Genomic DNA, 14,952 nt, shown 5'->3' on the forward strand with positions numbered 1-14,952 from the left:
CGGATTCCGCGACGGCGCCCGCTGCGTGAGCGCCGAAGGTTAGATCGTTTGTTCGATTTGGTTCGGGAAGTCCACGATTTAAAGAAACTCATCAAAGCATCCAATCTCAATGCAACCAATGTCCATGTAGCCGTGGCCAACGAATTCATATCTGAATTGATGAACCTGCAGCATTCGCCATTGATGAATTTAGCTTAATTTTTGTCGTGAAGCGATTGCAAGGCTCCGAATTTGAGCTACCGGAAACTACTTTTGCTCTGACAATTTGAGTTTGTTGGCAAGTTGTTCGATCGCAAACTGTTTGCTGTCGACATGATATAGGTGACACTTTGTGCACTGGTCGCCGGCAGCTTGCGCTGTGTGGCATTTGGCACATGCGTCGAGTGTCAGTGGATCGAAGTCGTGGCCGGGATGTGGTTCACCCGTCGAGACGTTTTGTACAGTATTCTCGTCGGGCTTCCCTGCGACCTGGTGGCAGTATTTGCAGTCCATCAACATCGGTAGATTCATGTGTGGCCGATGTGAGAATCGCGTGAACGTCTTTCTTGGCCCTTGCTCGGGGGCCGCACGCCACGATGCCAACGAGTTGGCTCGCGCGGTCTGATGACAGCTGGTGCAAGCCTTGACCGTCTGCATCGACATGATCGCTTCGTAGTCGCTCGGGTGCATCGATTTGGCGCTGTTGGCTAGCCCGACCAACGCGACCAGCATCTGGTCGGCGTGTCCGCTGGGGCGATATCGCACGGCCAGTCGCAGCGAATCGCAGTACCAACCGCCGGCGGGCAACCGCTTGCTCGCATCAAACCGCTTCGGACGGGCGGGGGCTGGTTTGGCGGGCGCCGCTCCGGCCAAAGGATCGCTCAGAGGATCGTTTAACGGATCGCTCAGAGGATCGGTGAAAGGTTTTGCTAGCGGATCTGTTAGCGGATCGGAAGCCGGCCCCGACAGCGAAGGGACTTCCAGCGTGGGAGGCTCGGCCGGTTGCAGCATCGCCTCGGGAGCTTCGGTTTCTGGAACGCTAGGAATTTGTGCGATCTGTTCGACCGGCAGCTCTGGGCGTGGGATCGCCAGTTGGATGCGGAGCGGATTTTCGGGAACGATCTCCCAATCGGCGACTAATCGAATTTGCATCGCGCGGAGTGTTGGTGGGATCACGACCATCGGGCTGTCTTCGGGGAGCCAGTTCTTGCAAGCCGCTTCGATCAGTTGCGGCGAGAGCTTCGCCGCAAGCTGGCCTGTCGTCTGTTCGTCCAGCCCCGTCGCCAGGCTCAGTCGCTTGGCGATCGCGTCGTATCCCGTGTCGGCCATCTCATTCATCAAACGACGCACTCCGGCGGCGATGCTTTTGGCATCGGCCAGGTCGTTGGCGGCGTTTGAATCCAGCCGGCTCAGATCGCCGTTGGCCGGCAAGCGGTCCAACGCGGTGGCAACTTCGGGATCCGAACGCAACAACAGTCGCACGACCGGTGGTATCTTGCCGTCGAAGATCCCCGTCGCGTCGGCGGGCCAGGATCCGGCGGGATGGCCGCCGCGAGTCATCGCCTCGGTGTCGAGCATCGGAAATTGGACGATCGCAAATCCTTCGGCGATCCCGACTTCTAATGACTTGTCGTGGCAGCTGGCGCAGGCGACTTCAAACGATGCGGTCCGGCCAAGCTCTTGATCGGCGGTCGGCTGGTGGCAGCGATTGCAATCAAACGTTTCGTTCTCTTGGGCGAAGTGTTTGCCGGCGTGCGACGCATGGTTAAATGCGATCTTGCCGCCGCGGCCGTAGGGCCAATCGGTCCATTGGGGATGGCCGTGTGTAAAGCTGCTGAATTGATTTTTGTGGCAGGTCTGGCATTGCTCACTGGTCAGCGCCGACAGGTTTTGGTGGCTGCCGTGATGTTCGCGGTGACAGGTGGCACATGCGATATCGTCGTTCGCGACCGCTGCCCCGGGAAGCATCGCGTGCCAGCTGGATTTGTGTTCGGTCTGCGACAGGCTAACCAGTTGCAATTGCTCGGTCGAAAGGTTGTGTGCGTTCCGGGCTAGGCTGCGGTCAATCGTGTTGTGGTGGCAGTCCATGCACAATTGGGTTTGCGTCACGTTTTCGTGTGCGTCGCCGGCGGAGAAGAACCAACTGGACAGTGAGCCCTTGGCGGCGGGATGGCACGAAGCGCAGCGGTCGCTCTTCAGAGCACCGCCCAAAATTTGGGCGTGCGGTTGGATCAGGCCGCCCGGTGCGAAGGCTTCGGTTCGCCAGCGTCCTCCCAGCGAGATCAGGATCATGCTGACCGCGGTGAGGAAACAGAGGCTGGTTGCCACGCGGCGCTTTGCCTTCCACGATCGCTTTGGCGTGCAGGGAGTCGGCTTGAGTCCGCAGACGCCCTCTTCGTTGGGGCCCGAGTCGCACTTGCCGCCCAAGCAGGCGGGGCGGTTGCAGGACCAGGAGTCGCCGTTGGCGGTCGGCCGACAGGCGGACAACGCGGGACAATCCCCTTTGCCCGACGGGCCGTGTTGGCAGGGCGTGCCGGCGTCGCTCCAGCCGCAGACCCAGTTGTCACCGGGGCGGTCGTCGCGTGGCGGTTGTGGCAGCGGTTGATCGCTTTGTCTCATCTATCAAGCTCCCTGGAACCGTAACACCATCAACACATGCACTACGATGAAGACCAACATTGCCACGGTCAGCGCGATATGAATCGCCAGCCACATCCGCATTCGCAATTGGGTCGCATAGTGATAATCGAGGTCGTCGCGGTTGCGAATGAGTGCCGCCAAACGGCCTGCGGCTTGTTTCACGTTGCTGGCGAAATAGCGATCCAGTTCGCCCAGTTCGGTCAGCAGTCGACGCTTGCGATGGCTGGTCGGGACCAACACATATGCGAGGCTCGGCCGCGTCGAAAAATAGTGTTGCAGCCGCTCGCGATAAAACTTGGCGATCACCGGAACGTCGCCCGTCTGGCCGACTTCGGTAACGATCTCCGAAGCGCGATCGGCGATGGTGCGTCGGTGCCAACCGAAGCGATCGAAGCGGTATTCCCCCGCGATCGCAGTCAGTCGTTTCGCTCCGCGGCGGCTGATCCAAACGCCATACAAACCGCTGCCAGCGACCGACAGGAAGAGCAGCGAAAGGGTCGATTCGAAAAAGCCCGAGGCGATCACGACGGGAACATGCATCAGATAGATCGCCAACGCAAACAGGCCGGTGTAGATGTGAAACTGAGTCCAAACACGGACCGGCAGGATCGGCAGCATCACCAGTTTTTTACGCAGCCCCAGCAGCATCAGCAGTCCAACGCTGGCCAACAGAGTCCAGCCGGTCGCCATCGATGCGTGACCGAGTCGCTGGCGGATCAGCCAGGTGGCAACCGCTGCGATCAGGACAGCAATCGCTGTGATCGAGAGTGCGATCGTTCGTCGAGTTCGTTTGTGAAGCATTAGGGGTATCACCTTCGAGGGCTAACGGCGTCGGCTGATCCAATCGCTAAGATCTTCCAAGTTGCCCAGATCGATCCGGACCAAGGCGTCGTGTGGACAGGCGTTCTGGCAAGCGGGCCCCGAGGGTTGCGATTGGCAGAGGTCGCATTTGGTGGCTTTCATGATCGGCAAGCCGGCCGATTCGTCGAAATACATCCGACCTTTGGGATCGCGCATCGTCCGCATCTGAATGTTTTCATAAGGGCACGACGCGGCGCAAGTGCCACATCCGATGCAGATGTTCTCGTGGACCGAGACCGTGCCGGTTTCGGAATGGCGCGAGATCGCTCCGGTGGGACAACCGATCATGCAGACCGGGTCGGCACAGTGCATGCAAGCCTGCGTAAATTGGATCCCATCGTTGGCCGGACCACTGCGAGTGAACCGCGGATTGCCGTCGTGCGTCGTCGCGCACGCTTTGACGCAATCGTCGCAGCGTGTGCAGGCGTTCAAATCGATCACCATCGCTTGGCGACCGTTATTTAGTCGTTCCTGGACGATAAACTCCAGCATCCCGGTCGGCACTTGCGACGCGATGTCGTGCCGGGCGCGGGCTTGTTGATCGTCGCGAGAGATCGGATCGGGCAGCTCGGTCCGCCGGATGTACGGAAGCACGTATTCGGCGACGACTTCGATCGGGATGTGCAACGTGTCGACAAAGCCGACAGCTCGCAAAGATTCCTGCAGCGTGACGGGGGCTTGGTTGGAATCGCGATAGGTGTTGTGAACGATCTCGCGGAGGCCAAACATGTGCCCTTTGCCAAGATAAGCCAGCGTGCGATGCCCTTCACCGTAGCGAGAGCAGACGCGGGCGAAACCGCTGCGGATCAGCAACAGGTCGGTCGGCAGATGCCCTTCCATTGCGACAAGCGGTTCCGATTCGATCTGTTCGACCGGTTTCAGTTTCCGCGTGCGGCGGTAATCGGAATGCCATTCGAGTCGACCGAAGGAGCGCAACAGCGTCGCGTCGGCTACTTTTTGAAGACAGTTCTCCGGCAGGAAACGGAACAGTGGCGTTTCCCGCAGGTGAATCATCAGCCAGTTGGTGCGGTAGTTTTGTTCCAGCTGTTGGGCCAAAACGCGATCGCGTCGCAACAGACGCAAGCCCTGCCAGCGGACTTCGACAAGCGTCGCATGGCTGTCGGCGACGACGGTCGCTGTCCGCGGGGCGCGATACATCGCCGCGACTTCACCAAACATTTCACCGGGGCCGATCTGGAGCGTTCGTTCGTGCGTGACGACGCCATCGAAGTCTTGCAAAAAGATCGACGCCGTATCGCCGTGCTGCTGGACTCGCGACGATCCGCCCGGCGTGATCTGATCGACGGTTCGGACCTCGGGAAATTGAGGCTGCTTCCAGAGTGCGGAGATCGCCGAGAACCAGCTCTTCTGTTTGGCGGTCGCGCGGCCGAGCGACTGCGGTGGCAATTGCCCCAGCACGACGCGGACACTGCCGGCGAGGACCAGGAACGCACTGTTGCCATAATCCCCTTCGCGAACGATCACTTCGCCCGGTTGCACCTTGCGAATTCGGCAATCGTTGCGGAGCACTCCATCCAATGGCGTGTTAGCCGGGAACGCCGACTTATCCATTTCGGAGAATGGAGGCAGCGAACTGAGCCATTGCACGTCGCGCTCGAGCATGTCGGGATCAAAGGGTTGATCCCAACGCTGCGGTCTACGTATTTCGACGGTCGAGGTGGTTCCCATCCATGGGTCTCGCTGAAAGTGGGGGAGAGTGAAGTAGCGGCATTTTGAAGGAGATCGCTGGCCTGCGTCAATGCTATAAGTTTTGCTTTCGTAGGCATAGGAAAACGTGAGGAAATGCCCTGTGCCGTTGGAGCTCGGTCGGCAGCGATTACTTCCCCCTCCTCAAACGCAGTTTGAGTGGGAGGGTCGATCGAGCGAAGCAAAGTTCGGGGAGGGGAATTCGCGCAGCGAAGCGGCTTGATCCGCTGGTTAGGCCCTCCCCGGAAAACTTGCTAAACGCTCGTTTCCCGACCCTCCCAGCGTTGCTGGGCGAGTGAAGCGTGCAGGTGCCTTCACCCTCCCTCAAACGGAGTTTGAGTGGGAGGGTCGATCGAGCGAAGCAAAGTTCGGGGAGGGGAATTCGCGCAGCGAAGCGGCTTGATCCGCCGGTTAGGCCCTCCCCGGAAAACTTGCTAAACGCTCGATTCCCGACCCTCCCAGCGTTGCTGGGCGAGTGAAGCGTGCAGGTGCCTTCACCCTCCCTCAAACGGAGTTTGAGTGGGAGGGTCGAACGAGCGAAGCGTTGTTCGGGGAGGGGAGTTCGCGCAGCGAATCGGCTTGATCCGGCGGGTAGGCCGCTCTCCGGAAAACTCGCTGAAGGCTCGATATCCGACCCACCCAGCTGCGCCGGGCGGGTGAAGTTGTTGCTGGCAAAGATCACCAGGTGCTTGGGGCCACCACCGGTCGCCGGAAACGACAAAAGGCGACCCCGTGGAGGGTCGCCTTTTGCGAGCGTATCGATTGCGTGGGCAGAGCTTAAGGACTAGGCGCCGAATTCGACGCGGCGTGGTCCCAGTTGTTGCTGTAGGCGGGCAACAATGCTGCTGTGCATCTGGCTGACGCGACTTTCCGAAAGGTCCAGCGTAGCGCCGATCTCTTTCATCGTCAGCTCTTCATAATAATACAGAATGATGATCAGACGCTCGTTGCGGTTGAGCCCCTTGGTGACCAAACGCATCAGGTCGTTCTTTTGAACGCGACGCGTTGGGTCTTCACCCTTCTTGTCTTCCAGGACGTCGATTTCGCGAACGTCTTTGTAGCTGTCGGTCTCGTACCATTTCTTGTTCAGACTGACCAAACCGACGGCGTTGGCTTCCTGCTGCCACTTTTCCACTTCGGGAACGGTGATCTGCATGAACTCCGACAGTTCTTGAACGGTTGGCGGACGGCCGTGCTTTTCGTTCAGTTTCTTGTTCGCTTCGTTCAGCTTGCTCGCTTTGCTGCGAACCAAACGAGGAACCCAGTCCATCGAACGGAGTTCGTCGAGCATCGCACCGCGAATACGCGGAACGCAGTAGGTTTCAAACTTGACACCGCGGGAGCGGTCGAACGCATCGATCGCGTCCAGCAAGCCGAAGATACCTGCGCTGATCAGGTCGTCCAGTTCCACGCCTTCGGGCAACCGCTGCCAGATGCGTTCGCCGTTGTAGCGAACCAAAGGCATGTAGTTTTCAACCAGGCGGTTTCGCAGGTACTCATCGCGCACCTCCGGATTTGCCTTGTATTGGTCCCAAATCTCTTGGATTTCTTCTAATTCAGCTGCCGTCTTCGTTGCCATCCAAATCCTCCGTGATCTTCACCGGCACGTTTTCATATGAACCTCTCTCCGCTGCTAGCATCCATGCCGCTGACGAAAAGAAATTCAGTTTGCCCACAAACGCTATGACGTGCGGGAATTTTGTTTATCGGCTTCCATTTCGTTGAAGTGCTCAATCACCTCAGCCAAACGTTGCCTAAATCGAACTTCCACTGTTTGACATATCACTTGGTCCGCGATCGCACCGATGATGTAACCGACACCACTGGCCACGACCATACCAAACAGCCCTAACGTTACGACAGACGAAAGATCGTCGCTGTTGATAGCACCTCGTAAGGCGATCAGTCCGAGAGCCATCGCTCCGAGCGAAACCGCATACGATCGAGCCACCAGGTGGATCCTCCGACACCAGACGTTAAAGCTGTGCGATACATTCCCACAGGGGAAAGGTCGCCGCTTTACTGGTATCGTCCACATCGCGTTCACTTGTTCAGTCCGTTCGATCAGATTCTAAAAATTTTATTTTAGTGCGGGCGAGTTAAATCCGACTCTCGGAAGTTTTTGCTCGCCTATGGCATCTTTTTTGCGTAGTTTTCTAGTTTGATGGCAAGAGCAAATTGCGCGATTGCGCAGATTTTGTTGCCATCGTTGAGCCCTTCAAATTCGCCTGGCTTGCGCCACTTGCGCGATCATCCGGCGGCGGCAGCATGTCGCCATCGGAAGTCTGCGGCGGCAGCGGAAAAGCGTCATCATTTGTTTCGTTTGATTCAGCGCTTCGCAGGCCGAGAGCCAGGTCGACCAAGCGGCTTGGTTGCGGCAGATCGATGTCGTCGGGAACGTTTTGTCCCGTCGTGACGTAGCTGATCGGGGGAACGCCCGGGCCAGCAAACCGCATCAGATCGGGTTGCTGTTGGACTTCATCTAACTTGGAAACGATCACCGCACCGGGACGCAGGACCGCAAAGTTTTCGATCGCCGATTCGATCGCCGACCGGGACGACGTGGCAGACAATACTAAATGAGTTTCTTGGGGCTGGGCATGAGCCAGCAGTTTTCGGGTGACTTCCAGTTGTTGGATGTCGCGCGGGCTGCGACCCACGGTATCGATCAGGATCAGATCGACATCGCTCAGCCGAGCGATCGCCGCTCGCATTTCGTCCGCTCCCGAAACGACTTCCATCGGCAGCTGCATGACCTGAGCATATTTATGCAGTTGGTCGACCGCGGCGATGCGGAAGGTATCGATCGTGATCAGGCCGACGTTCCGTTTTTCCAGCAGCCGGAATCCGGCGGCTAGCTTGGCGATCGTTGTTGTTTTGCCAACGCCCGTGGGGCCGACTAGTGCGACGATCCGCTGTCCCTCTTGGGGAACATCGATCGGGCCGGTCGTGCGAAATCGTTTGCGGAGCGCTTGCCGCAGCACGGGGATCAGATCCTCGTCGGCCGTTGCGTCGTCGATCGGCGATTGGCTGGCGATGTATTCGGCGCTGGCCGAATCGAGTCCTTGAGCGATCAAGGCTTGGGCGACCCGCGAATTCGATTGGCTCGCGGGGGCGGTCGCTGGCGTTGGTGCGGGGCCAGTCGTCTTCGACTGTTCTAGTGCCTGAACGACCTGCGATAGCCGATTGACTTGTTCGGTTAAGTGTTGAACTTGTGGCGAGGTGGTCTGCGCCGCGGGGGCAGGCGTTGGGGGCGAATCGATCCGGCGAGCTGCTGGCGGGCTGGATGTTCGCTGGTTGACGACCGGTTTGGGTTTCAAGCCGGCGGTGACTTCGACGTGCGATTTACCAAGCAGTCCAAAGATGCCGCGATGGACGTCGCGCGTATGCAGAACCGTCGCGTCGCTACCCATCTGACGACGGATCTCGGCGAGCGCTTCCTGCAGCGTCGGGGCTTGGAAAGTGCGAATGTGCATCGTCGGTTACTCCTCGTACGGCTGGCCGAGGCGTCTGTTCGCTGTGTGGAATTGTGTACGTGTCATTATAATAATCGAAGCGATTTGGTTAGCCCTGGGCCTTCGGGTCGGTCGGTTTTTCTTTCGCCGGCGGATCGGTGACAAGGCCGATCGATTCGATTGCTGTGTCTTGAGTGATCTCGTTGTACGAAAGGATGTGGATGCGAGGCAACGACGAATTTGTCAATTGCTTCAGACCGGGGCGAATTCGTGGGCTGACCAACACCACCGGCGGATGCCCCGCCGCGGTCAGCTTTTTCAGTTCCTCACCCAATCGGTTGCAGGTGACGTCGACGGCCGCAGGGGACATGCGAATGAACAGGCCGCGATCGTTGTGTTCGATCCCCGCGGCGATCCGATCTTCGAGCGCCGGATCCATCGTCACGACGTGCAGGCGACTGTGTTCGTCTCGATATCGCGTGCTGATCGTCCGCGCCAAGCGATGGCGAACGTATTCGGTCAGCCAAACAGGGTCTTTGGTTTTGGGAGCGTAATCGCCGAGGGTCTCGAGGATCGTGGAGAGTTGGCGGATCGGGATGTCTTCGCGAAGCAGCATCTGCAGCACCTGCTGCACCTCGGCCAGCTTCATCACGCCGGGGACCAATTCGTCGACAACCGTCGGAGCCGTCTTTTGCAATTCGTCGATCAGGTGTTTGGTCGCATCGCGCGACAGCAGTTCTTCGGCGTGTCGCTTGGCGATCATCTTTAGATGCGTCGTGATCACGCTGCCCGGTTCGGCGATTCGATATCCGTAGATCATCGCTTGTTCGCGCCGCGTTGGATCGATCCAGACCGCGGGCTGGTTGTACATCGGGTCGCGCGTCTGTTGCCCTTCGATCGCTCCGGTCGTCATCCCTTGGTCCATCGCCAGCAGATGCCCGGGTTGGACCATTCCATTGGCGACCGGATTTCCGGCGATGCGAATCTCGTATTTGTAGTCGGGCATGTTGCGATTGTCGCGAACGCGGACCTTCGGCAGGATGATGCCGATGTCCGACGCGATCTGGTTGCGGATGCCACTGATCCGCTCCATCAAGTCGCCTCCCTTGGCGGGGCTGGCCAGCGGGATCAGTTCCAGGCCCAGATTGACCTCCATCGGATCGATCGCCAGTCGATCTTCGACGCGCGGTTCTTCGGGAGCCGCTTTGGCGGCGGCTTCGTCGGCCGATTGCTGCTGTTGGCGATTCTCTTTATCGATCGCCGAGCGGTTCATGACGACGGCTAGTCCGATACATCCGAGCCCGATCGTGGCCATCGGCAGGGTCGGCAGATTGGTCATCAACATGATGAACAAGAACGCGCCGGCGACTGTTAAAACGCGGGGATTACTGAACAGCTGGGTCAGGAATTCGACCGGCAGATTCGATTTTTGTGTGCTTCGCGTGACCAACAACGCCGCGGCCAACGAGATCAGCAGCGCGGGAACTTGGCTGACCAGACCATCGCCGATCGTCAATTTGGTAAAGAGCGCCGCCGCATCCGACAGGCTCATTCCCGCCTGCACGATACCGACATACAGACCGCCGATCACGTTGATTACGGTGATGATAATACCGGCGATCGCATCGCCGCGGACGAACTTATTGGCACCGTCCATCGCACCGTAGAAATCGGCTTGGTTGGTGACATCCAGCCGCCGTTGTTGAGCTTCTTTTTCGTCGATGATCCCCGCACTCAGATCGGCGTCGATCGCCATCTGTTTACCTGGCATCCCGTCCAATGCAAAACGGGCGGCAACTTCACTGATCCGGGTCGAACCCTTGGTGATCACGACAAATTGGATCACGACGATGATCACAAAGATGATCAACCCGACCTCGACCCGGTCACCCGAGACAAACTCGCCAAAACTCTGGATCACGCCGCCAGCGGCTTCCATCTGCCGATCCCCGGCTCCGGTCAAAATTAACCGAGTGGTGGCAACGTTTAGCACCAAGCGAGCTAATGTTGTGGCCAACAGGAGGGATGGGAAGACACTGAACTCCAGCGGACTGGGGACATAGACGGTGGTCAGCAGGACGATCACCGCGATCGTGATGTTCGCCGACAGCAAGATATCCATCAGCCCCGGCGGCAGCGGAACCAAAATAACTACCAAAGAGCCAATGATGCCCAGAGGTAGGATGAGGTCTCGGTAGCGAAGCAGCAGGTTCATGAATCGATTGATCGCAAACTTGGGTTCTATCGATGCCCCATTGGACTGGACTAGGAATTTTCCTAGTCGAATGACAGTCGCAAGGCGGCAGGAGAGTAGCCAATCGCTTGCCTAGGGTCCAGATCGTTTGTGATGGATTCGCGCAAGTCACATTCAGCAATCGGCTTACGTGTACCGGGATGAGGTGACGACAGCGAGGCGGCAAAACAGTTCCGAAAAAAATACGGTTTTGTTGTCGCTATTTCGTCGCTGAACGCATTAGTGGGATAGAAGACGAAACTTTTTAGTTGCACGCAGCCCTATCGGGGGGCGTGGTTTTACCAGGTTGTTTCATGTCCGCACGAATTAATTCATTGCCGATACGCCCTGAACGCGTCATGTCCGAACGGAAGCAGCGGGTGGCCCAGGCCTACCTTGAATCCCTCTACACGGGGGATGACACCGCCAGTTTCCCCGAGCGTGAGCGGGAATCGACAGTCGCAGTTCCAAGGAACCTCGCCGACGAAAAGATCTTCGACGGACCCGAGCTGCCGATCCTGGGAGCGGGTGAGCGCTTCGGCCCCTTCATGATCAAGGGGCTGTTGGGCAGCGGCGGAGTCGCCAATGTCTATCGAGCAAGCGATCGGATGGACGCAGACGTTGCGATCAAAGTGCCGCGCATCGCCAGTCCGTGGATCAACGACCTGATCGGCCGCGAGTTTCGATTGACGCGGTCGATCGCCGATCGTGGCGTGGTCGAAGTCCAGGGACTATATAACGTCGACAACATCCACGTGATCTCGCAGGAATTGATCGATGGGACGTCGATCGATAAGTGGGTTCGTCAGGGAATCCCGACGGGACAACTGCCATCGTTGGATCGCGTTTATTCGGCGATCGCTCAACTGGCTCAAGCTCTCGACAGCTTGCACAAACAAAACTATGTCCACCGCGACATCAAACCGAACAACGTTTTGGTCGACGGTTCAGGCCGGGTGAAGCTTATCGATTTTGGTTTGGCCACGCGGATCCGAACGCTCGGCAATTGGAGCAATCCCGAATTCCAATTGGGAACCTTTCGGTATCTCGCTCCCGAGATCGCACTGAGCTGCTGTCAAACGACAGCGTCGGATATCTACAGTTTCGGACGCGTCCTGTTTTATCTGTTGGCGGGCCGTTTGCCTTGCCTGGATCTGCCGTTGCAACCCGATTGGTCCGACGCGCGAATTGCGTCGCAGTTGAATCAGCAGTTGCCTTGTGGAACGCCGAGCGATCTGGTCAACCTTTGCATTGGAACCAATGCGTTTGATCCCGATCAACGTCCGTCGGCCGAGGAGATCACCGATTACTTGCAGTCAGCAACTTCCAAGCGAAAGCGGCGGCAAGCGGCGACCGCGGAATGCTTGCAAACCAAGCTGCGTCAAACGGTCAAAGCGAACTCCGCCGAAAGCGGTTTGGTCGTGCTGGCTCTCGAAGAGACCCAACAGGCATTTTTGGGCGACACCATGGATGCGCTCTCCGGAGACGACAACTATCTGGTGCTTAAAGGGCAGACTTGCGCCGGAGAGAATCTCCCATATCGGGCGATCAACCCTATCGTAAGCGAACTGGGACAGTGGTTGCAGAACTTGGATCCCTGCTTGCGTCGCGCATGGCCGCTGATGCCCGATTCCCCCGCAATCGCCGACTGGCCCATTTTGGGACTGCTCGCTTCTTCACACACGCGCTTCGCTCAGGCCACCTCTCTCAACGGGGCGAGAGAGACTGGCCTGAGCGATTTAGCGTGGCTGTTCCAAACGCTGGCCGAAGATCGCACGATCGTGCTGTGTATCGAACACCTGCAGCATGCCGACGGAGCCAGTTGGCAGTTCCTGCGACAGCTGCAAACCGTCGCTGAAAAACACCGCGTGCTGATCTTTGCATCGGTCGACGCCAACGACGCGGTGGCGATGAAGCAGGTTCAATCGATGGTGTCGGCGGACAACATCCACGCGATCTAACGCGATCTGTCCGAGTTGCGTTCGGCCGATTGTTTGCGGCCGACCGACTGTTGAGTTCGACCGACAGTTAAGTTCGACCGACGATGGTATGTCGGTCGATTGGCAGAGTGCAGATCCTGTCGCTAAGCGACCTAAGATCGCTGCAACATTCTCTGGCGTGGCGATGCCGGCTTCGCCATCGGGGATCCAGAATCCGGATCCGCGAGCATCGATTAGTTGTTGCTGGCTAGATACAGTCGGCTGTTTCTCAGCAGCGAACCTTTTTCGAAGTCGATGTTTTTCAACGCGACGGCGTATTCGGTCTTCGCGGTGAAGTAGCTTGTTTGGGCGTCGCTGAGTCGACGTTGGGCATCCAACAGTTGTTCCAGATTGACCGGCAGCCCTGCCCTTCGGTTGGCTTCGAGCGTTTCGACGGCATCGGCTGCGGCGAGGAAGCGGTTCATGTTGGTCTGCGTTTGCTGAAACGCGCGATCCGCTTCGGCAACCATGGCTGCCAAGTCATGGGTCACGCGCCGCGATTGTTCGGTGAGGATCGCTTGTTCGCGGGCCAGTTGCAGCTTTGCATTTTGCACCGCCGCGTGCGCCTGGCGGAATCCGACCGGCAGCGACAGTTCAAAACCGGCTTCCCATTCCTGGAAGTCGCCGCTGCCGAGATCGCGGAACGCGGAATCGTTGCCGATCCAGTTCTTGTCGAGTCCGCGATAGCGATAGCGGCCGATCATATCTAATTGTGGCAACAGGAAGTTTTTCGCAGCGAGCAGTTCCAATCGGCGTCGTTCGACAACCAACCGCTGCTTTCTGAGTTCCACGCGCTGGCGAAGCGCTTCGGCGGCGATCGAATCCCAATCGAAGCGAATCGGTGCGGCGACCGGTTCATCGCTGGGCCGCAGCAATTGTTCGCCACGTTGCGGCAGACCGATCATCAACCGCAACTTCCGTTCGGCGGCTTGCACACCGCCGACACCGGCGAATACACCGCCTTGGGTTCCGCTGCCCGATTCGGTCCGCTGCGTCGCTTTGCCAGCAATCGCATCTTCTAGTTCCGATTGGAAACGATAGTACTGCTCGCGAGCAAGTGCTTCGGCAGCACCGGATCGCCGGTTGGCAACCTTCTGCGCTTCGTAGTTCAACCACGTTTCGCGACTCTTCTCCAACGCAAAGTGTTTGGCGTCGAAGTCGCGGTAGGCGAAGTAGAGATCCCAATACGCGTTGGTCACATCGCTAACAAAACGACGCAACGCGAGTTCGAATTCCATGTCGTTGATGTCGCTGTTGACCTTCGCGATCAAGATCCCGTTATAGACACCGGGCCCGCCGCCGGGGCCGGCGATGCGATTGAAAGTCAATCCGCCGCCTTGCAACAAGGGCTGCCTGATCTCGCCCTCGAGTTGTTGTTGCCAAGCGCTGGGAGTGATGTTGCCGGTCGCGTTGTTGGCGTCGTAGTCGGTGATGCTGCGAAGCGCGAATTCGGCTCCCGTCGCACTTCGCTTGCTCAATTGAGCGATGTAGTCGTGGCGATCCTGAATGAAGACGTTTGATCCGCCGCCGAAGAAGCGGTTGTTGAAACGGCGGTCGTTGTTCTGGAACGTGGCCAGTACATCCAGTTGTGCGTCGAACGCACTCAACGCTCCCTCGATTCCAAACCGTGGATCGGTCTGCTGCAACGGGCGACTTTGTTCTGTCACGACGAGATCGGGAGACCGCATGATCGTGGCTCCCAGTTCTCGCATCACTTGCGTGCTGGAGAGGGCCGTCGACAACGCTTCTTCCAGCGTTATCTCCCAATATTGGATCTCGTTGCCCGACTTAAAGTCTTCCAACGTCAACGGACGCGTATCCGCTGTGTGCTCGATGCTACCAGCATTTCCGGTGTCGACACGACACATCACTGCATCGACATCGGTCGTGTCGTGGCATATCGTTTGGGACGCTTGATGATACGTGCGACAACCGGCGGCGGTTAGAGCCAGCATCGCAATCGCCCACGCCCACACCAGGATCTGCTGGTCCGCTCGCTGTCGGTGCGATTGTGTGATGCAGGTTTGGTGGTGCTCAACCATGGTGCAACCAAATGCCCAACTGGGGTGCCAACGGAAAATACAACGTCGCTCATCTC

At 58.2% G+C, this 14,952-nt stretch carries 9 protein-coding genes; 1 reads left to right on the forward strand and 8 read right to left on the reverse strand.

Annotated features, from left to right (window positions below; all coding sequences use genetic code 11):
* Positions 1 to 246: 246 nt before the first annotated feature.
* From CA51_RS25675 to flhA, 7 genes are all read right to left on the reverse strand, one after another.
* Positions 247 to 2,598, reverse strand: coding sequence for a cytochrome c3 family protein (locus CA51_RS25675; protein ID WP_197451621.1), 2,352 nt, complete (start codon positions 2,596 to 2,598; stop codon positions 247 to 249).
* Between the two features lie 3 nt (positions 2,599 to 2,601).
* Positions 2,602 to 3,420, reverse strand: coding sequence for a hypothetical protein (locus CA51_RS05685; protein WP_145118606.1), 819 nt, complete (start codon positions 3,418 to 3,420; stop codon positions 2,602 to 2,604).
* A 21-nt stretch (positions 3,421 to 3,441) separates the two neighbouring features.
* Complete coding sequence (locus tag CA51_RS05690) at positions 3,442 to 5,169, reverse strand: 4Fe-4S dicluster domain-containing protein (protein ID WP_145118608.1); 1,728 nt, start codon at positions 5,167 to 5,169, stop codon at positions 3,442 to 3,444.
* 802 nt (positions 5,170 to 5,971) lie between these two features.
* Positions 5,972 to 6,766, reverse strand: coding sequence for a FliA/WhiG family RNA polymerase sigma factor (locus CA51_RS05695; RefSeq protein ID WP_145118610.1), 795 nt, complete (start codon positions 6,764 to 6,766; stop codon positions 5,972 to 5,974).
* 102 nt (positions 6,767 to 6,868) lie between these two features.
* Positions 6,869 to 7,138 carry a hypothetical protein gene (locus tag CA51_RS05700; RefSeq protein WP_145118612.1) on the reverse strand — a complete coding sequence of 90 codons (270 nt, stop codon included), beginning with the start codon at positions 7,136 to 7,138 and terminating at the stop codon, positions 6,869 to 6,871.
* Positions 7,139 to 7,343: 205 nt separating this feature from the next.
* Complete coding sequence (gene flhF / locus CA51_RS05705) at positions 7,344 to 8,663, reverse strand: flagellar biosynthesis GTPase FlhF (protein WP_145118614.1); 1,320 nt, start codon at positions 8,661 to 8,663, stop codon at positions 7,344 to 7,346.
* Between the two features lie 88 nt (positions 8,664 to 8,751).
* Positions 8,752 to 10,857 carry a flagellar biosynthesis protein FlhA gene (gene flhA, locus CA51_RS05710; RefSeq protein WP_145118616.1) on the reverse strand — a complete coding sequence of 702 codons (2,106 nt, stop codon included), beginning with the start codon at positions 10,855 to 10,857 and terminating at the stop codon, positions 8,752 to 8,754.
* A gap of 377 nt (positions 10,858 to 11,234) precedes the next feature.
* On the opposite strand from flhA, the gene CA51_RS05715 reads away from it, so the two are divergent.
* Entirely contained in the window at positions 11,235 to 12,836 is a 1,602-nt protein-coding gene (locus tag CA51_RS05715; RefSeq protein ID WP_197451622.1) for a serine/threonine-protein kinase, read from the forward strand.
* A 212-nt stretch (positions 12,837 to 13,048) separates the two neighbouring features.
* Here CA51_RS05715 and CA51_RS05720 read toward each other — a convergent pair whose 3' ends face one another.
* Complete coding sequence (locus CA51_RS05720; protein ID WP_231746021.1) at positions 13,049 to 14,896, reverse strand: TolC family protein; 1,848 nt, start codon at positions 14,894 to 14,896, stop codon at positions 13,049 to 13,051.
* Positions 14,897 to 14,952 lie beyond the last annotated feature (56 nt).

The organism is Rosistilla oblonga, assembly GCF_007751715.1.
GTDB lineage: Bacteria > Planctomycetota > Planctomycetia > Pirellulales > Pirellulaceae > Rosistilla > Rosistilla oblonga.